The sequence below is a fragment of the Actinophytocola algeriensis genome (genome assembly GCF_014203735.1).
Taxonomy (GTDB): Bacteria; Actinomycetota; Actinomycetes; order Mycobacteriales; family Pseudonocardiaceae; genus Actinophytocola; species Actinophytocola algeriensis.
Genome location: NZ_JACHJQ010000006.1, coordinates 81823 through 102105 on the forward strand (window position 1 = coordinate 81823; position 20283 = coordinate 102105).

A 20283-nucleotide genomic window follows, 5' to 3' on the forward strand; every position below is an offset into this window, starting at 1 on the left:
TGACGGAGAGTGGACAGCTGTGCTCCAGAGAGGAAATACGCATGACTGAATTGAGCGGTGTCACGATCACGTACACCTTCGACGCCCCGCGCGAGAAGGTTTTCGAGGCGTGGACCAACCCTCAGCAGTTCGCCCAGTGGTGGGGTCCGAAGGGTTTCACCGCGCCGCTGGACAAGATCTCGATGGACGTCCGGCCGGGCGGTGAGTGGCGCGCCCCGATCGTGTCCGAGGACGGCAGCATGGAGATCCCGTTCGCCGGCACCTACAAGGTGGTCGACGGCCCGGAGCGGCTCGCGTTCACCGTGACCGACCCGGCCGAGGACCAGGAGTCCGCCGACGTCACCACGCTGGTGCTCACCGATCTTGGTGGTCAGACCGAGCTGGCGTTCAACCAGCCCGGCGAGATGACCGAGGAAGGCGTGGCCGAGCTCACCGAGGGCTGGGGCCAGTTCTTCGACAAGCTCAACGAGTACGTCACGAAGGCCTGAGCATCCGGGCCTGAATTTCGCGAAGAAAGGATCGTCGAATGACCGAGACCAACGACGCCCCCATTATGTCCGAGCAGCGGATGGTCATCAACCGCGTCTTCGACGCTCCGCGTTCACAGGTGTGGAAGGCGTGGACCGATCCGCAGACCCTCGCGGGCTGGTGGGGGCCGAAGGGTTTCGACGCCGTCCTGGACTCGATCATCCTCGAGCCGCGGGTCGGTGGTGTGTTCAAGCTGAAGATCTTCTCGGCCGAGTACAACATGGAGGTCCCGATCGACGTCGTCTACACCGAGGTCGTCGAGAACGAGCGGATCGCGTACACCGAGCCGGTGCCCTGCCACCCGGACATCCCGTCCGTCGTCGGCACCGTGACGTTCAAGACCGTCGAGGGCGACAAGACCGAGGTCAACTTCAACGTCGTCATGGAGACCTACCCGCACATCAAGGACCTGTCCCAGGAAGGCTGGCTCGAGAGCTTCGACAAGCTCGACGCGCTCTTCGCGAACAGCTGACCGGGCATCGCCTTACCGCTTCACCGACGCACCGGCGGGATCCACACTCCTGCCGGTGCGTCGCCTTTGTTCGCCCGAGAGGGAAAGCTCTCACCGTGCGGGTCCTGGCGCCCCGCGCGATCTTTGGCGTGCAATTGGTCCGCCCGCGTAATCGCGGGCGGACCTTCTATTGTGTGTTGTCGATTATTCGATACAAGGAGGTTCGGTGGACTACAGCCAGTTCGTCAAGAGGTTCGACATCCCGGAGTCGTCTCCGGTGCCCACCCGGCTGGTGTTCGAGGACATCGAGGCCAGGGCGATCACGCGCGAGGACCTGCGCGAGGACGTCCGCGGGATCAACGCCAGCATCGAGCTCATCCGGCGCACCCGGGGTGGCAAGTGGCCGACCGAGGAGGTCACCGAGGAGTTCAACTACGTCGACCTCGTCTGGCACGAATGTGAGTTCCGGGACGACGGCTCGTACACCTACGCGGTGTACGACTCGAACGACAGGTACCTCGGCTGCGCCTACCTCTACCCCATGGGCCGGCGCACGCGGCTGACCGAGGACCTGCTCAAGTACGACGTGGACGTGAGCTGGTGGGTCACGCCGCCCGCCTACGACGAGGGCTACTACGCGAAGCTGTACCGCGCCCTGCGCCACTGGCTCGCCGAGGACCTGCCGTTCACCGAGCCGTACATCTCCAACCGCGAGATCCCGGCCGAGGGCTGACCGGTCAGATGAACGGCCGCCAGGCGTCGTCGTCGACGGCCTTCGTGGTGATCGGGTTGGACTTGAGCCGCGCGTGGTAGGCGGCGTTGTGGGCGCGGACGGCGTCGCCGGCATCGGCCAGCACGCTGTTCTCGGTGAGGTCGAGCAACCACAGCGGACGCAACCGGGCGCCCCGGCGGGCTTTGGCGTCCACGGTCTTGACGCCCGCGTGCAGCCAGCGGACGCCGAGCTCGTCGGCGCGCTCGATGTTGCTGTAGTAGCAGAGGGAGAAGTACTCGCGCGCGTCGGCGAGCCGGTCGTAGTCCAACCCGACCCAGCGCAGGAACAGCGTGTCGTGCCACACGTAGTGGATGCAGAAGCCCACGACGCCGTCCGGCGCGTGCAGCAGCGCGACGCGGGCCGCGGCACCCATGCACTCCGCGTGGTTGCGCAGGGACCTCAGCTCGACGTCCGGGCTGGTGTCGTGGCCGTACTTGGCCTGGGTCGCGCTGGCGAGCTCGCCGAGCCGCTGCCAGCACTCGGTCACCGAGACCTGCTCGATCCGGTAGCCGGCGTCCTGGAACCGGCGGATGTCGGTCCTGGCGTTGCTGCGGTTGTTGCGCGACAGCGACGCCTCCCAGGCCGGCAGGCCACCCTCTGGCACCTCGATCCAGGCGTCCGCCTCCAGCAGGACCGGCGTCGTGGTGACGCCGGCGGCCCGCAGGGCGAGCACGTCGTCGGTGCCGAGGTACATCGCGACGCAGGTCTGCCCGACCGGGTCGGCGGCGGCCGCTTCCTTCCTGAGCTGTCCGACGACGTCGGCCAGCTCGGCCGAGGTCGCACCGGACGCCCCGAGGAAGTGCGTCTGGTACCCCTCGCGGGGGCCGACCAGCAGGCCCTCGGCGCCCGGCGCCGGGAGGCCCGCGGCGCCGAGCAGGTCGTGCCAGCGGTAGGAGGAGAACAGCGAGTCGTCGGCCGCCACGTACGGGACTGCGCACACCGGTTCGCCGTCGCGGTGGCACACCACCGCGCCGCTCTCCCGGCCGAAGTCGGTCGCGCAGAAGCCCAGCCACGCGGCCGACGAGTAGAAGTCGCGGCCCGCGAGGCGGTCCCACGTGGACGCCGAGAGGCCGCCGAGACGTCGGTCCATCACTCTTCCTCGTCCCAGCGCACCAGCGCGGGCAGGGCCAGCACGGTCACGGCGACCGACAGCAGCCCGCCGACGATCCACGGGGCGATCAGCCCGAACTGCCGGGCGACGAAGCCGCCGGCCAGTGCGCCAAGGGGCATGGCGCCGAAGGTGAGCATCCGGCTCGCGCTCGTGACCCGGCCGAGCAGCTCGTCGGGGATCAGCCGCTGCCGCACCGACAGCGCCACCACGCTCCACAGGGAGATGGCGATGGAGAACACGGTGAACAGCGCCACCAGGGTGACCGGGTTCCTGGCCCAGAGGCCGATCGCGAGCCAGGCCAGCGGGCAGACGGTCATCGCGCCGATCGCCACCAGGCGCCCCCCGAACCACGCGACGATGCGCGCGCTGAGCAGGCCGCCGATGACCCCGCCGACGGCCATCGCCCCCAGCAGCAGGCCGAAGCCGCTGTCGCTCATGCCGAGCACGTCGCTGGCGAACAGCACCAGCACCGACAGCGCCATGTACTCGCAGAAGTTGCCCGCGCCCGCGCTCAGCGTGAGCACCCTGGGCAGCCGGTTGCGGACCAGCCAGCGCAACCCCTCCCCGATCTCGCTGGGGATCGACCGGGGGGCGCCGCCGCGCACGGGGCGGCCGACCCGCCGGATGCGCGAGATGAGCAGCACCGAGAGGGTGAACGTGGCGACGTTGACCCAGAACGGGAACGGCATCGCGAAGGCGAACAGTGCCGCGCCCAGCGGTGGTCCGAGGAACTGCTTGGACACCTGCTGGGTCGCGATGAGCCGTCCGTTGGCCGCCTCGAGGTGTTCTCGTCCCACCAGGGTCGGCACGAACGCCTGGCTGGCCGCGGTGAACAGGACCTCGGCCGCGCCGATGGCGAAGGCCAGCAGGTACAGCATCCACAGCTGGCCCAGCCCGAGCGTGATGACGACCGCCATGACGGCGACCACGAGTGCCTGGATGATCTGGGCCCAGGTCATCAGCAGCCTGCGGTCGTAGCGGTCCACCACGACCCCGCCGAGCAGCGCCAGCAGCCACGGCGCGCTGCCCGCGGTGGCCACACCGGCGATCAGCTGCGGGTCGGCGGTCAGCGACTTGGCCATGAGCGGGATGACGGCCAGCAGCATCCCGTCGCCCAGCGTGGAGACCAGGTTGGCGGCCCACAGGTTGTGGAACGCGCCGGGCAGCCTCGTGCTCGGCCGCGTGGCCGTCTGGGTCATGAGATCTCCGTGGTGGTGAAGACGCCTGCGGATCGGACACTGGGGTTGCTGCCGAGGCCGATGACGGCGCTGCGGTCGGCAGGCGCGACGCGGGCGTGCACGCCGGCGAACCCCGCGGGCGTGTAGTAGAAGCCGTAGACCGCGTGCCACGGCCGCGGGTGCGAGATGTCCGGGTCGAGGGTGGGCTCCTCGCGCGGGACCACCCGGCGTTGCACGATCGCGCCGACCTCGGCGGCCGCGCGCAGCGCGTCGTGCCACTCCGCGTCGGCCACCTCCCACCCGGCGGTCACCCCGTGCCCGCCGAACGTGGCGCTCGGCTTGAGGATCAGCTCGTCCCGCCGCTCCCGGCAGTGGTCCAGCAGCTCGGGGTCCGACCGCAGCGACCGGACGTTCAGCAGCCGGGTCCACGGGACGATCCGGTCGATCAGCGCCCGCTCCCCCGTCGAGAAGGCGTCCGACCGCTCGTGGTCGGACAGCAGCGCCAGGCAACCCTTCTCCACGAACAGGTTGGTCTCCAGCGGCGTCCACAACACCACGTCGCCGGTCTCGTGCAGCTTGGCGATCCGCTCGTACTGGGCGATGGCGTCCGGGTCGCCGAGCACCTGGTCGACGTCGAAGCAGCGCAGCACGACGTCGACCCGGTCGCCTGCGAGGTACAGCCCGCCGCCGCGCTCGGTGAGGTCACCCACCTCGCCGAGGTGGCACCGCAGCCCGCATTCGCGCAGCGCGTGCCGCAGCGGCTCCCAGGTGCCCGCCCACTCCGCCAGCGCGCCAGGGCCCTCCAGCAACGCGACCACCGGTTCCCCGCCGGTCGCCTCGCGCAGCGCGTCGGCCAGCACCGTGGGGCTGTGCGTGTAGCCGAGGCGGTGCCGCTCGGCGAACTCGGCGAACGCCTCGTCGCGCAGCAACGCCCTTGGCACCTCGCCGCTGCGGTCCCAGCCCCCGTGGTCGCTGCCGATGCCGACCTCCAGCAGCTGGTAGGCGGTCCCGTCGTGGTAGACGTCCGCGCGCCCGGTCACCTGCGGCGCCACCCCGAGCCTGCGCATCAACGCGCTCCGCTCGCCGTCAACGCCGACGGCGTCGCCGAGCCGTTCCAGGTCGCCGCCGAACATCCGGTCCGGCAGTTCCAGCAGCAGCCCCAGCAGCCGGTGCAGGTCGTCGGCGAACGCCAGCACCGCCGCCTCCCCGACGAACAACGGCCGGTCGTGGAACTCGCCACGCCAGGCAGCCAGCGACGCCGCGGTCCGGACCTGCTCGACGGCTCGACCGAGGCGGGATCCCGGTGCTCCGGTCGCGCGCAGGTACGCGCGGGTCACCGCGTCGATTGGCATTCCCCGATCGTGCCCGCCACCGGCGGGCGGCCGCATCTTCCACCGTGCTCACCTCGATTCAGGACGAAGGGCAAGTCAGCCGCCGCGCTTACGCGGAAATGCGCTGTGAATTGTCGTCACCGCTGGACTGTCCCGTGTAGAGCACGACCAAAGATGGAGGCCATGAAAAAGTGCTGCACGCTTGGGGACACGCAGAGTTTCGCTGCAGTCGTGGTTGAAGAATCCAGGCCTTTGGAGCAATCGATGGGGCATCCGTCCTCGTTATTGGGTCGATTAGCCGAGCATGTCCGTGACCGGCCCGACGCCACCGCCCTGGTTTTCGGCGAGGAGCGGGTCAGCTATGCCGAGCTGGACGCCATGGCGGGGACGGCGCTGGCCGGGATCGACGAGCTCGGGCTGCCCGACGGGACGACGGTAGCGGTGCACGCCGCGAAGACGCCGCGCACGATCGCCCTGCTCGTCGCCTGCCTGCGCGCTCGGCTGCCGATCCTGTTGCCCTCGGCCGAGTTGGGCGCCGACATGGTGAGCACCCTGTTGCGCAACGCGGACTGCGGCGACATGCTGGCCGCCGAGACCCCGGCGCAGACCGCGGACCACCGGGTGCACAAGATCGACTGCGCGGTGTCCGGCGCGACGGCCGGGCGGTCCGGGGCGCGACCGGCCACTTCGGACGGTGCCGCCGACGGCGACTCCGACGGCGGTGTCGCGCTCCTGCTGACCACGTCCGGCTCCACCGGGGTACCCAAGATCGTGCCGCTGACCGTGGGGGCGGTGGACCGGTTCACCGACTGGGCCATCGCGCACTTCGGCATCGGGCAGCCGACCGCGGTGCTGAACTACGCCCCGCTCAACTTCGACCTGTGCCTGCTGGACATCTGGGCGACGCTCAAGGCGGGCGGCACCGCGGTGCTGGTCGAGACCGACCGGTCGACCAACGGCCGGCACCTCGGCGACCTGGTCCGCGCCAACGGGATCGGCGTGATCCAGTCGGTGCCGATGTTCTTCCGCCTGCTCAACGACTCCTGGGACGGGGAGCCGTACCACAGCGTCGGGCACGTGGTCCTCACCGGCGACAAGACCTCCGCCAAGCTGTTGTCCGAGCTGCCGAGGATGTTCCCGGCCGCCCGGATCTGGAACCTGTACGGCTGCACGGAGACCAACGACAGCCTGTTGCACGAGATCGCCCCCTCGGCGGGCGGCGACCTGCCGGTCGGCAGACCGCTGCCCGGTGTGGACGCGCTCGTGGTGGACGGCGACGGCAACGTCCTGTCCGGACCGGCGACCGGTGAGCTGTTCGTCCGCACACCGTTCCAGACCGGCGGCTACCTCGACCCGACCGGCGCCACGGCGAACCGGTTCGTCCACCTCGAGGGCGGCTCCAGGCCGTACTTCCGCTCCGGGGACCTGGTCCGCCGCGACGCCGACGGTGTGTTCACCCTGTTGGGGCGCGACGACTTCCAGGTCAAGGTGCGGGGCTTCCGGGTGAACCTCGAGGAGATCGAGCTGATCATCCTCGAGCACGACGACGTGGTCGAGGCGGCCGTGATCGGCATCCCCGACGACATCGCCGGGGTGCGCATCCACGCGGTGGTGCGCGGCAGGGCGCCCGGCGCGCCGAACGGTCTCGTGCTGCGCGACCACTGCAGGCGGCGGCTGCCCAGGGTGGCCATCCCGGCGGCCATCCAGATCACCCAGGAGCCGTTGCCGAGAACGTCAACGGGCAAAGTCGACCGGCAGGAAATCCGCCGGACTGTACTGAACAGGAGCTGACGTGAGCTATTCGGACACGATCAAGAGTTATATCGTGCGCGAGTTCGTGCCCGATATCACGACCGACGACCTGGCCGACGACTACGACCTCATCGCCAACGGCGTCGTGGACAGTCTCGGGTTGCTGCGCCTGATCAGCTGGCTGGAGACCACGTTCTCGATCCCGGTCGACGACATCGAGATCAACGAGCAGGACTTCGTCACGGTCACCGCGATCTGCGGGTTCATCGACCGTGCGGCGAGCACCACCGACATCGCGAAGGCTGCGTGATACCGATGATCGTGCGCAACGCCAGTGAGATCATCCCGGTCGACTGGGGCAACGGCACCAGCAGGCGCTACCTGACCAAGGCCGACGACATGGGCTTCACCGTGACCGATACGGTCGTCAAAGCCGGTACCAGTTCACCATTACGGTACAAGAACCACCTCGAAGCGTGTTACTGCTACGCGGGCAGCGGCAAGGTCATCGACACCGAGGGCAACGAGTTCCCCATCGTGCCAGGGACGATCTACGCGCTGGACCAGCACGACGCGCACCACCTGGTCGCATCGGACCACGAGGACCTGCGGCTGGTGTGCGTGTTCACCCCGGCGCTGCACGGTCACGAGGTGCACGACCTCTCCAAAGCCGATGGCTTCTCCAACTACTGAGCCGAGATCGCAGGCGGGAGTCTGAGTCATGCGGACGTGGTCAGCCGAGCAACGCGATCTGCGGATCGACTTCGCCGACAAGTTTGCCGCCTGGGGCGAGGGCCACCTCGAGCGCGACCGAACCGGCACCTTCCCTTGGGAACAATGGAAGCAGGTCGGTGAGTCGGGCTTGCTGAAGCTCCCGTTCGATCCGGCGTGGGGTGGGTTGGGCCAAGACCTGCTCACGACCATGTACGTGCTGGAGGGTCTCGGGTACGGCTGCCGGGACAACGGCCTGAACTCGTCGGTGGCGACCCAGCTGGTGAGCACCGGGATCCCGCTGCACCGGTTCGGCACCACCGAGCAGAAGGACCGCTTCCTCCGGTCGGTCGCGGACGGCACCCGGATCGGCGCGCACGCCATCACCGAGCGCCACGGCGGTTCGGACGCGGCGAGCATGAAGAGCACGGCGGTCCGCGACGGTGACAACTACGTCATCAACGGCGAGAAGTGCTTCATCAGCAACGGACCGGTGGCCGACCTGTTCCTCCTCTACGTCAGGACGCAGGGCGGCACCGGCCCGTTCGGGATCAGCACGTTCCTCGTCGAGCGGAACACACCGGGTCTCGGCATCGGCGAGGTCATCGACAAGATGGGCCTGCGGACGACGCCGTTCTGCAACATCACGTTCGACGACGTCGTGGTGCCCGCGTCGAACATGGTCGGCAAGCTGGGCAAGGGCTTCCTCATCCTCGACTACGTGATGAAGTGGGAAGTCCTGTGCGCGTTCGTGCTCAGCCTCGGCAACATCCGCAACCGGCTGGAGCGGTGCATCGAGTTCGCCCGCTCCCGCACCCAGTTCGGGGCGAAGATCGGGTCCTACCAGTCCATCTCGAACAAGATCGTGGACATGAAGATCGGGCTGGAGACGTCGAGGAAGTGGCTCTACGACACCGCCGAGGACTTCCTCGCCGGTGAGAACGTGATGATGGACCTGGCCATCGCGAAGCTGATGACCAGCGAGGCGAACGTGAAGTCGGCCGCGGACGCGGTGCAGATCTTCGGCGGCCGCGGGTACCTCACCGAGTTCGGGTTGGAAAAGGACCTCCGGGACGCGACCGGCGGCACGATCTATTCGGGCACCTCCGAAATCCAGCGGGACAAGATCTCCCGGATCCTCCGGGTCTCGTGAACCGAAAGGCGAAGAAGATGGGCACCGACAAGACGCCAGAGGAATTACTGGCCGTCACCGACTTCCTCGACCACGACACACTGGTGGTGCGGCACTTCGTCGACCGCGTGCTCGGCGAGGACCGGGGCACGCCCATCGAGAACGCCGTCAAGCTCTACTACGCGGTGCGTGACGAGATCAACTACGAGGTCTACGGCGCGAGCCTGAGCCCGGAGGGCCTGCGGGCCAGCTCGATCCTCGGCCGCGGGCGCGGGTTCTGCATCCACAAGTCCAACGTGTACGCCGCGGCGTGCCGGGCGGTCGGCATCCCCAGCCGGCTCGTGATGACCGACGTGCGCAACCACCTCGCCTCGGACCGGCTGCGCGAGCTGGTGGGCGGCGACGTGTTCCGCTTCCACGCGCTCACCACGGTGTACCTCGACGGCCGGTGGGTCAGGGCGACGCCGGTGTTCAACAAGATGCTCTGCCGGCTGTACGGGATCACGCCGCTCGACTTCGACGGCAAGACCGACAGCATGTCGCACCCGTACGACAGCAAGGGCCGCAAGTACATGGAGTTCCTGCACGAGCACGGCGAGTTCGACGACTTCCCGTACGACCTGGTCGTCGACGGGATCCGGGTGGCGCACCCGCGCCTGTTCGACAGCAGGTACGAGACGAAGGACGGTTCGTTGATCGCCGAGGCCGGTTCGACGCAACAGCGTGCGGCGTAAGGACAGCCATGACGAAACCAGTCGAGTCCCGGTCCACCGCGGGCACGCTCTGGCGCGACGGGTCAACCGAGCTCCTGCGCGCCACGGTGGCCGAGCAGGTCGACGCTCTGAACGAGCAGTTCGACATCTGCCTCGGTGAGCTGCGCGCCGCCCGGCACGAGGTCGAGGAGTTCGCGACCTACTGCGCCCGCAACGACCTGCCCGTGGACGCCCCGGTGCTCAACCAGCTCAAGACCGCCACCGAGCAGGTGGGGCTGCGGATCATCCGCCAGCAGCGCTCGCTGCTGGCGGAGTCCGTCGAGGACGCCGCCGACCTGCTCAGCGTCGCGGAGTCGGTGCTGCGGTTCGGCCTGAGCACGCTGGCCTACGTGCGGAACTCGATGGAGTGGGCGGGCAAGGCGTACTCCCAGTCGCAGCAGGTGCAGTTCTTCGGCACCCAGACCGAGTCCTGGCCGACGATGAACTACGACCGCAACGGCATGCATGCCGCGGTCACCCGGGTCGAGAGCCAGATGCTCGAGGTGCTCGGCCTGTCGCCGGCGGAGTACGGGATCGGCGTCACCGCGTCCGGCATGTCGGCGTGGACCTGGGTCGAGTCGTTCCTGCTGCGGGACCGGCTGCGCACCGGCGACACGATCCTGCTGGCGCCCTACATCTACTACGAGACCGCGCAGCAGCTGACGGCGTTGCCGGACCTGCGGGCCGAGCGGGCGAGCGGGTACGAGGTCGAGGAGATCGTCGGCGACGTTGTCCGCCTCCGGCCCAAGGTGGTCCTCGTCGACCCACTGGCGAACAACGTCCGGCAGCGGATCTTCGACCTGCCCGAGCTGTTCCGCAGGTTGCGCGAGGTGGCCACCGAGCGCCTGACGGTGGTCGTCGACGGCACGATGATCGGCGCGTCGCTGCAGCCGGAGCTGTTCGCCAGCGACGACAAGCTGGAGATCATCTACTACGAGAGCTGCACCAAGTACCTGCAGCTGGGCATGGACTTCGCGCTCGCCGGCCTGGTGGTGTACCCGGTCGAGCTGACCGAGCGCATGAGCATGCTGCGCCGCAACCTCGGCGCGGTGCTCGCCAGGCACAACGCGGAGCTCTTCCCCCGGTACCCGGCCTCGACGCACCACAAGCGCATGCGGCGGATCTGGGACAACGCCGAGCGGCTGGCCAACCTGCTGCTGGCCGACCCCCGGGTGTCGGCGATCGGCGAGGTGCACCACCCCGCGCTCCCCCACCACCCGGACGTGGGGCTCATCCGGTCCCTGCCGTACGGCAGCGGGATCGTGACGTTCCTCTACCATGAGCGGGCGCGCAACGACTGGGACAACCTGAACCACGTGGTCGACCGGATCCTCGCGCACGCACAGGAGTCCGGTGTGCAGGTGACGAAGGGGGTCAGCTTCGGCTACGCGGTGCCCAGGGTGTGGGCTCAGGACGTGGGCACCACAGAGGCCGAACGGAAGTACGTCCCCGCGACGGACGACGAGCCGCTGTTCCTGCGGCTGTACATCGGAGATCGCGGCCACCAGCTAGGCGGGCTCGCCGACTCGATCTCGAAGGCGATCGCCGACACTCCACTGAGGAGCGAGGGCAAGTGACCGAAACGGCGACGAGCAGCGGCGGCGGCGGGCTCGACGGGTACGTGCTGCGCCCGGGCGACGAGGAGTACGACGAGGCCCGCGCGGTCTGGAACGCGATGGTCGACCGGCGGCCCCGGATGATCATCCGGTGTGCGAGCGTCCAGGACGTGGTCACCGCGGTGCGGACCGCGCGTGAGCTCGACCTGGAGATCGGCGTGCGCTGCGGCGGGCACAGCGTGCTCGGCCTGGCCGTGCCGGACGACGGGTTGATGATCGACCTCACCCCGATGGGCGGCGCCACGGTGGACCCGGTGCACCGCCGCGCCCGGGTGCAGGGCGGTGCGCTGCTCGCGGTGCTGGACCGCGAGTCGCAGCGGTACGGCCTTGCCACCACGGCCGGGAACGTCTCGCACACCGGCGTCGGCGGCCTCACGCTCGGCGGCGGGTTCGGGTGGCTGGCCAGGGAGTACGGCCTGGCCTGCGACAACGTCGTGTCCTTCGAGGTGGTGACCGCCGACGGCGAGGTGCTGCGGGCGAGCCGGGACGAACACCCGGACCTGTTCTGGGGCCTGCGCGGCGGCGGCGGGAACTTCGGCGTCGTCACCGAGTTCGAGTTCGAGCTGCACCCGGTGGGGACCCAGACGCTGCTGGCCGAGCTGACCTTCCCGCTCGACGATGCGGTGACCGTGCTGCGCGGCTGGCGCGAGCTCAACGCGCAGGCGCCGCGGCAGGCGACCTTCCAGGCCGACGTCGACGGCGAGGGTGTCACCGTCGGCTACGTGTGGGTCGGCGACCCCCAGCGGGGCCGGTGGTTGCTGCCGCCGCTGCGCGATCTCGGCCGCCCGGTGGCCGAGCGGGTGGTCGAACAGTCCTATGTGGAGCTGCAGACGCAGAGCGACGCGGTCGGCAGGCACACGTTCCGGCGCTACTCGAAGGGCCACTACCTGCCCGCGTTCCCGGACGAGGCGATCGAGGCGCTCGTGCGGCTCGGCGCCACCGATGGTCTGCCGGGCGGGGGGCTGCAGGCCTACGGCGGCGCGATCGCGGACGTCCCGGAGGAGGACTCCGCCTTCAGCCACCGGCAGACCCTGTTCGAGTTCAGCACCGGCTCCAGGTGGACCGACCCGGCCGAGGACGCCGACCGGATGGCCGTCGCCCGGCAGGCCGCCGCGGTGATGGAACCGTTCGCCAGCGGAGTGTACGTCAACGCACTCAGCGACGAGGGCACCGAGGGTGTCCGCCGCGCCTACCCGGCAGACAAGCTGGCCCGGCTGACCACCATCAAGGACCGCTACGACCCGGACAACGTCTTCCACCTCAACCAGAACATCCGCCCGTCGGCACACTGACGAGCGCGAAGCGAGAGGCCCGCCGGTCGTCGGACGACCGGCGGGCCTTCGTCGCATCGGGAGCATAAGGCGCGCAAACCCCGACACCACCACAGAGTCCCTGCCAAAGCTCGCCGCTGCCGACCCGCCGCCATCCCGGAGACCTGCCTCTGCGGCGAGGAGCCGCCGGAGGCAAACCCCGTCCGGCAACGGAGCCCGCGGAGGCGAACGCGCCCGGCGAGAAGCCGCCGGAAGCAAAAGTCAGGCGGACTTGCCTGCCGGGCTGGGCGCCGTGTCCTGGTCCGGGACAGCAGTGGCGAGGAGCCGGTCCGGGAGCCCGCGCAGCGGGGCCGCGGCCAACGCCGCGACGGCGGCGACGGCGGCCATGATGAGGAACACCGACGTGCCCAGCCCGGCGTAGGCGACCGCACCGAGCAGCGGGCCCACGATGAAGCCGATGTCCGACACCAACCCGAAGACGCCGAACGCCCGGCCGCGCAGCTGTCGCGGCACCAGGCTCACCCCCTGGCGGGCCACCAGGTACAGCACCGGCTGGGCGATCATGAACAGCAGCAGCCCGCCCGACATCGCGACGACGCCGTCGAAGAGGCCGACCGCGGCGAGCCCCACCGCCTCGACCGCGAACGCCACGACGACGATGCCCAGCAACGGTCTGGACTCGACGAACCGGCTACCGAACGTGGCCCCGAGCATGAACACGGCCAGGCCCGCGGTGAAGATCACCGAGGTGTAGGCGACCCCGTCCCCGGTGAGGTCGTCCAGGTGCAGCGGGACGACCGGTTCCAGCGCCGCGAACAGCGCGTTGTTGATCAGGTCGACGACCGCGAACAGCCCGACCAGTACGACCAGCGAGCGCACCGCGCGGCGGGGCAGCCCGCCGGCCACCGCCCGCTCGGCCGGGTCCGGCTCGTCCACCTCGGTGATCCGCAGGCCGAGCAGCAGCACCCCGCCGACGGCGGTCACCACCGCGCCGACCAGGAACACCCCGGTGAAGCCGAGGAACGGGTGCAGCAGGCCGATCACCGCGGGTCCCAGCACCATGCCCGCCGTGCAGCTGCCGCCGAACCAGCCCATCACCCGCGCCGTGCCGAACCGGGAGCCCGCCCCCAGCGAGCTGGCCAGCTGGTACAGCACCGGCATCGTGATGCCCTCGGCCGCGCCCCAGGCGAGCCGCCAGCCGAGCACCTGCCAGCCCGCGGTGGCGAACGCCAGGCCGACGATGGTCAGCGCGGTCAGGCAGAGCCCGATGGCGCCGAGCAGCCGAGGACGCGACGTGGCGTCCACCAGGTAGCCGCCGAGCGGCTGCGCGAGCGCCTTGGCCAGCGCGAACCCGCTGAACGCCGCGGCCACCTCGAGCGCCGACATCTGGAACCGGTCGGTCAGCTCGGGAACCAGCGGGACCAGCATGGTGTACGCGACGTTCATCATCGCCGCGGCCAGCAGCAGCGCTCCGATCCCGGTGAACTGGCGGGCCGTCACGGACGCTGCGCCAACCCGGGATATCCGGCCACCTCCGCCATGCCGTTGTGCAGGGCGGTCAGTCTCGGGCCGTAGACCTCGGCCTCACCAGGCCGCGCGGCGTACCACAGCGACCACAGGTGGTTGCCCGAGAAGCCGTGCTGCCGCTTGAACCGGTCGTTGCCGCGGCCGAACTCGACGACGTCCCAGCCCCGCTCGACGCCCTGGGCGAGGATCTCGTAGAGCATGAACGGGTACGGGCTGATCTCGCTGTAGACGGCTGGGTCGGTGCCCGCGGCCCACAGGTAGAGCCTGCGGTCGTACTCGAGCGACACGATCGTGCTGATCGTCTGCCCCTCCCACTCGGCCCGGAACAGGCAGCCGTGGGGCGAGGTGAGCGCCGCCTCCAGGGTGGGCCGGTCGTAGAGCAGCGGCCAGCCGTGCTTCACCGCCGAGCCGTTGTTCAGCTCGAGGGTGCGGTCGAGCTGTGCGAGCGCGGCGGCGCCGGTCTCCTCGACCAGCTTGACGCCCTTCTCGGTGGCCCGCCGCCAGCGCCTGCGCCAGTCGGTCCGCTTGTTCTTCGGGACGAAGCCCATGACCGGGTCCGGGCCGCTGCCGGGGTTCTTGTAGTACGCGGTGTCCAGCCGGGCGAACACGTCCGGCGGGCGGGCGATGGCCCACTGGGCGGCCGCCTCCGGGGGCAGGTTGAAGACCAGCACGCCGGCGGCGTCGAGGTCCCGCGCCTCGGCGATGGCCTCGTCGACCAGGGTGCCGACCGCCGCGCGGTCGTCGGCCAGGTACGCCGGGCCGTAGACCGAGTAGACCGAGCCGATGGTGAGCACCGGCCGGTCCCACACCGCCTCGACCCCGGCGTCGTCCTCGTAGCCCTGCCAGAACGGGGAGTGCTCGAGCAGGTAGCGCGGCGGCCGGCCGGGGTCGACGATCCGCTGCCGCTCGATCGTCGCCCGCGCCCACACGTCCCGCCACTCGTCGGTGTCGAACACAGTGCGCGGGAACGACTGCGTGTCGAAGTTCTGGGCGGCCGTCATCGACACTCCTCTGCCAGCTTCGGAATTCCTTTTCAAACGGTAGCCGTGAATAGCGTCCGCGAGCGACAGCGACCACGAATCACGCATTCTTGAAGAATGCCCGCCGGCTCGCACGCCGGAAGATGCGCACGAGATCGTTTACCCCGAGACTGGAGAGCAAAGGTGAATTCGCGCCTGGAAATCGTGCGGGGTGGGAAACAATCGTGGGAAATTCCAGTACGCGCTCGATCGCCTGGCGCGACGGCACCATCGAGGCGGTCGACCAGGTCGCGTTGCCGCACGAGTACCGGCTGCTCCGGTTGACCACGGTCGACCAGGTGATCGACGCCATCCAACGCCTGGCGATCCGCGGCGCCCCCGCCATCGGGGTGGCAGGCGCGCTCGCGGTCGCGCTGTCGGCACGGGTTCACACCCACGCGGGCGGCTGCGACGAGATCGCCGTCCGCACCGAGGCGCAGCGCATCGCCGACGCCCGGCCGACCGCGGTGAACCTGAGCTGGGCGGTGCGCCGGGTGGTCGGCAAGCTCGGCGGCGGCGCCGACGCGGTGCTCGCCGAGGCGCTGGAGATCCTCGCCGAGGACGAGCGCCAGAACCGCGCCGCGGCGAGCCACGCCGCCGACCTGGTGCGGCGGCTGTGCCGCCAGGAACCGCTGCGGCTGCTGACCCACTGCAACACCGGCCGCTTGGCCACCGTGGCCTGGGGCACCGCGCTGGGCACCATCCGCGAGCTCGCCGCCGCCGGAGGAGTGGCCGAGGTGCTGTTCGGCGAGACCCGCCCGCTGCTGCAGGGCGCCCGGCTCACCGCGTGGGAGCTGGCCGAGGCGGGCATCCCGCACCGGATGCTGGTCGACTCCGCCGGCCCGGCCGCGCTGGCGGCAGGCATGGTCGACTGCGTCCTGGTGGGCGCCGACCGCGTGTGCGCCAACGGGGACGTGGCCAACAAGATCGGCACGTACTCGCTCGCGCTGGCCGCGAACCGGGCCGGGGTGCCGTTCGTCGTGGTCGCCCCGGAGTCCACCTTGGACCTGTCGTTGGCAGGCGGGGCGGACATCGTGATCGAGGAGCGGGCGGCGGGCGAGGTCGTCGCCTTCGGCGGCGTCGACGTGGCGCCGGCAGGCACCCGGGTGTTCAACCCGGCGTTCGACGTCACGCCTGCCGAGCTCATCACCGCCGTGGTGACCGAGAACGGCCTGTTCAGCCCTCAGGCGGCAGTTCGGGAGGACGCGTCGTGACCGTGCCCGTCGACATCGAAGCAGGCCAGGCGCTGGCCGAGACGGCCGCCGCGCTGTACGGGCGGGGGTGGATGGAGGGCACGGCCGGGAACATCTCGGTCCGGCTGCCCGGCGGGAACACCGCGCTCATCACCGCCAGCGGGCGCAGCAAGGGTGCGATGACCGCCGCCGACATGGTCGAGGTGGGCGTGGCCGACGCGCGCCCGGTCCACGAGGGCGCACCGCGCCCGTCGGCCGAGACCACCATCCACGCGGCGCTGTACCGGCTGTCGGCCGATTTCGGCGCCGTCGTGCACGCGCACCCGCCGCACGCGACGGCGGTCGCCGTGCTGGCCGCCCGGCGCGGCGCGGGCACCGTGGAGTTCACCGACCTGGAGATCATCAAGGGTCTCGGCCTCGCCGACCCGGCCAAGGTGGTCGTGCCGGTGTTCGACAACCACGCCGACGTGCCCCGCATCGGCGACGACGTCTCCGAACGGCTCACCTCGGACGCGCCGCCGGTCATGCTGATCGGCAACCACGGTGCGACCACCTGGGGCCCGACGCTGGACGTCGCACGCAACCGCATGGAGTGCCTCGAGGCGATGTGCCAGCTGACGTTGTTACTCGACGGGCGCTGACGTGCCGCCCGGGGAAAGGAGAACCCGATGACCCTGCTCCAGGTCATGCCGGCGGACGACGGCGCGAACGTGCTGGTGCGCACCGCAGACCTCGCCGAGATCGCCGCCGAGCTCGCTCCGCACGGCATCCGGCTCGAGCGGTGGGACACCGTGCCGCTGGCGGCCGACGCCGGGCAGGAGCAGGTGCTCGCCGCCTACGAAGCCGAGGTCGCGCGGGTCGCCGCGGAGGGCCCCTACCCGCTCGTCGACGTGGTCCGGCTGGTCCCGGACGACGCCGACCCGGAGTGGCCTGCCAAAGCCGAGGCGGCCAGGACCAAGTTCCTCGACGAGCACACCCACGACGAGGACGAGGTCCGGTTCTTCGTCGAGGGCAGCGGCTGCTTCTACCTGCACCTCGGCGACAAGGTCTACGCGGTGGTCTGCACCGCGGGCGACCTGATGTCGGTTCCGGCCGGTACGACGCACTGGTTCGACATGGGCACCCGGCCGCACTTCTGCGCCATCCGGTTCTTCCAGGAGGAGGACGGCTGGGTCGCCGGCTTCACCGGCTCGGCGATCGCGGCCGGGATGCCGACGCTCGACGAGCTGCTCGCCCCCGCGCCCAAAGCATGAGCGGGGCCGTCGTCCTCGACATCGAGGGCACTGTCAGCCCGCTGTCCGCCGTGCACGACGTGCTGTTCCCGTACGCGCGCGAGCGGATCGAGAGCTGGGTGCGGGAGGACCGCCCGGGAACCCCGGCCGTCACGGCCGGGGTTCGCGGCATGCTCGGCGAGCGGGCCGGTCTCGACCAGGTCGTGGCCGCCCTGCTCGACTGGCACGACGAGAACGCCAAGCACAGTCCGCTCAAGACGCTGCACGGGCTGATCTGGGAACAGGGCTTCCTGGCCGGGGAACTGGCCGGGCAGGTGTACCCGGACGTGCCGCCCGCGCTGGCCGGGTGGCGGCGGCGCGGCACGCCGTGCTGGATCTACTCGTCCGGCTCGGTGCTCGCCCAGCGGCTGTGGTTCTCCCGCACCGACCACGGGGACCTGACCGGCCACCTCGCCGGCCACTTCGACACCGTGAACGGCGGCCCGAAGCGGGAACCGGCCTCGTACCGCCGGATCGCGGCCGAGATCGGCACGCCCGGCGCCGACATCCTGTTCCTGTCCGACAGCCGGGCCGAGCTGGACGCCGCCCGCGCGGCGGGCTGGCGCGCGGTCGGGGTGCGCAGGCCGGGCACCACGGCCGACTTCGGCCCGCACCCGGTGGTCGCCGACCTCGGTGCGCTCGGCACGGCAACGGAGGTGGCCTGAATGCCCGACGACGTGCTCGTCCCCCGGTTCGCGAACTTCCGCAGCACCGTGTTCGCCGAGATGACCGCGCTGGCCAACCGGACCGGCGCGCTCAACCTCGGTCAGGGCTTCCCGGACAGCGACGGACCGCCAGAACTGCTCGCCGCGGCCGCCGAGGCGGTGCTGGCCGGGCACAACCAGTACCCGCCGCTGCCGGGCCTGCCCGCGCTGCGGACCGCCATCGCCGAGCAGCGGCTCGCCGACTACGGCACGCGGTACGACCCGGACACCGAGATCCTGGTGACCACCGGCGCGACCGAGGCGATCGCCGCCGCGATCGCGGCGCTGGTCCCCGAAGGCGACGAGGTCCTGGTCTTCGAGCCGTTCTACGACTCCTACGGCGCGGCGATCGCACTGGCCGGTGCCCGCCGCCGGACCGTGGCGCTGCGCCCGGACGGTGGCCGGTTCACCTTCGACCCCGACGAGCTGGCCGCGGCCGTGACGCCGCGCACCCGGGTGCTGCTGGTGAACACCCCGCACAACCCGACCGGCACCGTGCTGTCGGCGGCCGAGCTCGCCACGATCGCCGAGGTCTGCCTGCGCCACGACCTGATCGCCATCGCCGACGAGGTCTACGAGCACCTGACCTTCGACGGGGTCCGGCACGTCCCCCTTGCCTCGCTGCCCGGCATGGCCGAGCGCACGCTCACCATCTCCTCGGCGGGCAAGACCTTCAACGCCACCGGCTGGAAGGTCGGCTGGGTGTGCGGGCCGGAGCGGATGGTCGCCGCGGTGCGGACGGTGAAGCAGTACCTGACCTTCGCGGGCGGCACCCCGTTCCAGCACGCGGTGGCCGCCGTGCTCCCCCGCAGGCACGGCTGGGTCGAGACGCTGCGCTCGACCCTGTCCGCCGCCCGGGACGCGCTGCGCGACGAGCTCACCGGCGCCGGCTGGCAGTGCTTCTCGTGCCAGGGCACGTACTTCCTGCAGGCGGACGCCAGGTCGGTCGGCTACGCCGACGGTGCCGAGCTGTGCCGCGACCTGGCCACGGAGGCCGGGGTGGTGGCCATCCCCAGCTCGGCGTTCTACGCCGACCCGGCCGCCGGGCGGGCGCTGGTCCGCTTCGCGTTCTGCAAGTCTCCCGCGGTGATCGCCACCGCGGCCGGCAGGTTGGCCCGGTTCGCGGGCGACCGCCAGGTCCAGGAAGGAGTGTTGCGATGGAGGCCAGGGCGCCGGTCGGCGTGATCGGCGGCAGCGGGCTGTACTCGCTGCTCGAGGATGCCGAGCGGGTGAGCGTGGAGACCCCCTACGGGGAGCCGTCCAGCGAGCTCGTCCGCGGCACGGTCGGCGACCGGGAGGTGGTCTTCGTGCCTCGGCACGGCCGCGACCACCGGTACCCGGCGCACCGCATCAACTACCGCGCCAACATCTGGGCGCTGCGGTCGCTCGGTGTGCGTCAGGTGCTCGGGCCGTGCGCGGTCGGTTCGCTGCGGCCGGAGCTCGGTCCCGGCACCTTCGTCCTGCCCGACCAGGTGGTCGACCGCACGAGCGGGCGGGAGGCGACCTTCTTCGACACCGGCGCGGTCCACGTGGCCTTCGCCGACCCGTACTGCCCGGACGGCCGGGCGGCGGTGCAGAAGACCGCCGCCGGTCTCGACCAGCCCGTCACCGACGGCGGGACCATGGTCGTGATCAACGGTCCGCGCTTCTCCACCCGCGCGGAGTCCCAGTACTACGCCCGGCAGGGCTGGTCGCTGATCAACATGACCGGGGTGCCGGAGGCGTCCCTGGCCCGCGAGCTGGCCATGTGCTACACCTCGGTCGCCCTGGTCACCGACCTCGACGCGGGCGTCGACGAGGACAGCGCGGTGGCGCAGGACGAGGTCTTCCAGGTCTTCGCCTCGAACATCGAGCGCCTGCGCGAGCTCGTGCTCAGCACGGTGGCCGAGCTGGCCGACCAGGGCGACTGCCGGTGTGCCCACGCGCATGACGGGCTCACCCTGCCCTTCGACCTTCCCTGACCC

21 protein-coding genes are annotated in these 20283 nt (G+C 70.6%); 16 read left to right on the forward strand and 5 right to left on the reverse strand.

Annotated features, from left to right (window positions below; all coding sequences use genetic code 11):
- Positions 1 to 41 precede the first annotated feature (41 nt).
- The 3 genes from FHR82_RS27560 (at position 42) to FHR82_RS27570 (ending at position 1712) form a co-directional block, all read left to right on the forward strand.
- On the forward strand, positions 42 to 488 hold the full coding sequence (locus tag FHR82_RS27560) for an SRPBCC family protein (RefSeq protein WP_184813471.1): 447 nt from the start codon (positions 42 to 44) through the stop codon (positions 486 to 488).
- A 38-nt stretch (positions 489 to 526) separates the two neighbouring features.
- Positions 527 to 1000: an SRPBCC family protein gene (locus tag FHR82_RS27565; protein WP_184813472.1), complete on the forward strand. Its 474-nt coding sequence runs from the start codon at positions 527 to 529 to the stop codon at positions 998 to 1000.
- Between the two features lie 205 nt (positions 1001 to 1205).
- A complete protein-coding gene (locus FHR82_RS27570) occupies positions 1206 to 1712 on the forward strand; it encodes a GNAT family N-acetyltransferase (protein WP_184813473.1) in 507 nt (168 codons plus the stop codon).
- A 4-nt stretch (positions 1713 to 1716) separates the two neighbouring features.
- Here the strand turns inward: FHR82_RS27570 and FHR82_RS27575 are convergent, their stop codons facing one another.
- Genes FHR82_RS27575 through FHR82_RS27585 form a run of 3 tightly spaced genes read right to left on the reverse strand, consistent with a single transcriptional unit; the run spans position 1717 to position 5392 of the window.
- Positions 1717 to 2841, reverse strand: a complete 1125-nt coding sequence (locus FHR82_RS27575; RefSeq protein ID WP_184813474.1) for a GNAT family N-acetyltransferase — start codon at positions 2839 to 2841, stop codon at positions 1717 to 1719.
- Positions 2841 to 4061 (reverse strand): MFS transporter, encoded by a 1221-nt coding sequence (locus FHR82_RS27580; protein ID WP_184813475.1) that lies wholly within the window; start codon positions 4059 to 4061, stop codon positions 2841 to 2843. The genes FHR82_RS27575 and FHR82_RS27580 overlap by 1 nt, the downstream gene beginning before the upstream one ends.
- On the reverse strand, positions 4058 to 5392 hold the full coding sequence (locus FHR82_RS27585; RefSeq protein WP_184813476.1) for a hypothetical protein: 1335 nt from the start codon (positions 5390 to 5392) through the stop codon (positions 4058 to 4060). Before FHR82_RS27585 ends, FHR82_RS27580 begins: the two co-directional genes overlap by 4 nt.
- A gap of 243 nt (positions 5393 to 5635) precedes the next feature.
- Between FHR82_RS27585 and FHR82_RS27590 the strand changes: the two genes are divergently transcribed.
- The 7 genes from FHR82_RS27590 to FHR82_RS27620 are packed head-to-tail and all read left to right on the forward strand — an operon-like array spanning position 5636 to position 12626.
- Complete coding sequence (locus tag FHR82_RS27590; protein ID WP_184813477.1) at positions 5636 to 7162, forward strand: AMP-binding protein; 1527 nt, start codon at positions 5636 to 5638, stop codon at positions 7160 to 7162.
- 1 nt (position 7163) lies between these two features.
- Positions 7164 to 7433 (forward strand): phosphopantetheine-binding protein, encoded by a 270-nt coding sequence (locus FHR82_RS27595; RefSeq protein ID WP_184813478.1) that lies wholly within the window; start codon positions 7164 to 7166, stop codon positions 7431 to 7433.
- 5 nt (positions 7434 to 7438) lie between these two features.
- Positions 7439 to 7816, forward strand: coding sequence for an ectoine synthase (locus FHR82_RS27600; protein ID WP_184813479.1), 378 nt, complete (start codon positions 7439 to 7441; stop codon positions 7814 to 7816).
- A gap of 28 nt (positions 7817 to 7844) precedes the next feature.
- Entirely contained in the window at positions 7845 to 8987 is a 1143-nt protein-coding gene (locus tag FHR82_RS27605) for an acyl-CoA dehydrogenase family protein (protein ID WP_184813480.1), read from the forward strand.
- Complete coding sequence (locus FHR82_RS27610; RefSeq protein WP_311771313.1) at positions 8984 to 9700, forward strand: transglutaminase-like domain-containing protein; 717 nt, start codon at positions 8984 to 8986, stop codon at positions 9698 to 9700. Before FHR82_RS27605 ends, FHR82_RS27610 begins: the two co-directional genes overlap by 4 nt.
- Positions 9701 to 9708: 8 nt before the next feature.
- Positions 9709 to 11295, forward strand: a complete 1587-nt coding sequence (locus FHR82_RS27615) for a PLP-dependent transferase (RefSeq protein WP_184813481.1) — start codon at positions 9709 to 9711, stop codon at positions 11293 to 11295.
- On the forward strand, positions 11292 to 12626 hold the full coding sequence (locus FHR82_RS27620; RefSeq protein ID WP_311771314.1) for an FAD-binding oxidoreductase: 1335 nt from the start codon (positions 11292 to 11294) through the stop codon (positions 12624 to 12626). Before FHR82_RS27615 ends, FHR82_RS27620 begins: the two co-directional genes overlap by 4 nt.
- Positions 12627 to 12866: 240 nt before the next feature.
- Here FHR82_RS27620 and FHR82_RS27625 read toward each other — a convergent pair whose 3' ends face one another.
- A complete protein-coding gene (locus tag FHR82_RS27625) occupies positions 12867 to 14105 on the reverse strand; it encodes an MFS transporter (protein ID WP_184813482.1) in 1239 nt (412 codons plus the stop codon).
- Entirely contained in the window at positions 14102 to 15133 is a 1032-nt protein-coding gene (locus tag FHR82_RS27630; RefSeq protein ID WP_184813483.1) for a GNAT family N-acetyltransferase, read from the reverse strand. The genes FHR82_RS27625 and FHR82_RS27630 overlap by 4 nt, the downstream gene beginning before the upstream one ends.
- 203 nt (positions 15134 to 15336) lie before the next feature.
- On the opposite strand from FHR82_RS27630, the gene mtnA reads away from it, so the two are divergent.
- Genes mtnA through FHR82_RS27660 form a run of 6 tightly spaced genes read left to right on the forward strand, consistent with a single transcriptional unit; the run spans position 15337 to position 20280 of the window.
- Entirely contained in the window at positions 15337 to 16365 is a 1029-nt protein-coding gene (gene mtnA / locus FHR82_RS27635; RefSeq protein WP_311771315.1) for an S-methyl-5-thioribose-1-phosphate isomerase, read from the forward strand.
- Positions 16362 to 16985: a methylthioribulose 1-phosphate dehydratase gene (gene mtnB, locus FHR82_RS27640; protein ID WP_184813485.1), complete on the forward strand. Its 624-nt coding sequence runs from the start codon at positions 16362 to 16364 to the stop codon at positions 16983 to 16985. Before mtnA ends, mtnB begins: the two co-directional genes overlap by 4 nt.
- Before the next feature lie 27 nt (positions 16986 to 17012).
- Positions 17013 to 17597, forward strand: coding sequence for a 1,2-dihydroxy-3-keto-5-methylthiopentene dioxygenase (locus FHR82_RS27645; RefSeq protein ID WP_184813486.1), 585 nt, complete (start codon positions 17013 to 17015; stop codon positions 17595 to 17597).
- Positions 17594 to 18280 carry an acireductone synthase gene (gene mtnC, locus FHR82_RS27650; RefSeq protein ID WP_184813487.1) on the forward strand — a complete coding sequence of 229 codons (687 nt, stop codon included), beginning with the start codon at positions 17594 to 17596 and terminating at the stop codon, positions 18278 to 18280. Before FHR82_RS27645 ends, mtnC begins: the two co-directional genes overlap by 4 nt.
- Positions 18281 to 19504: a pyridoxal phosphate-dependent aminotransferase gene (locus tag FHR82_RS27655; protein ID WP_184813488.1), complete on the forward strand. Its 1224-nt coding sequence runs from the start codon at positions 18281 to 18283 to the stop codon at positions 19502 to 19504.
- Entirely contained in the window at positions 19477 to 20280 is an 804-nt protein-coding gene (locus FHR82_RS27660; RefSeq protein WP_184813489.1) for an S-methyl-5'-thioadenosine phosphorylase, read from the forward strand. Before FHR82_RS27655 ends, FHR82_RS27660 begins: the two co-directional genes overlap by 28 nt.
- Positions 20281 to 20283 lie beyond the last annotated feature (3 nt).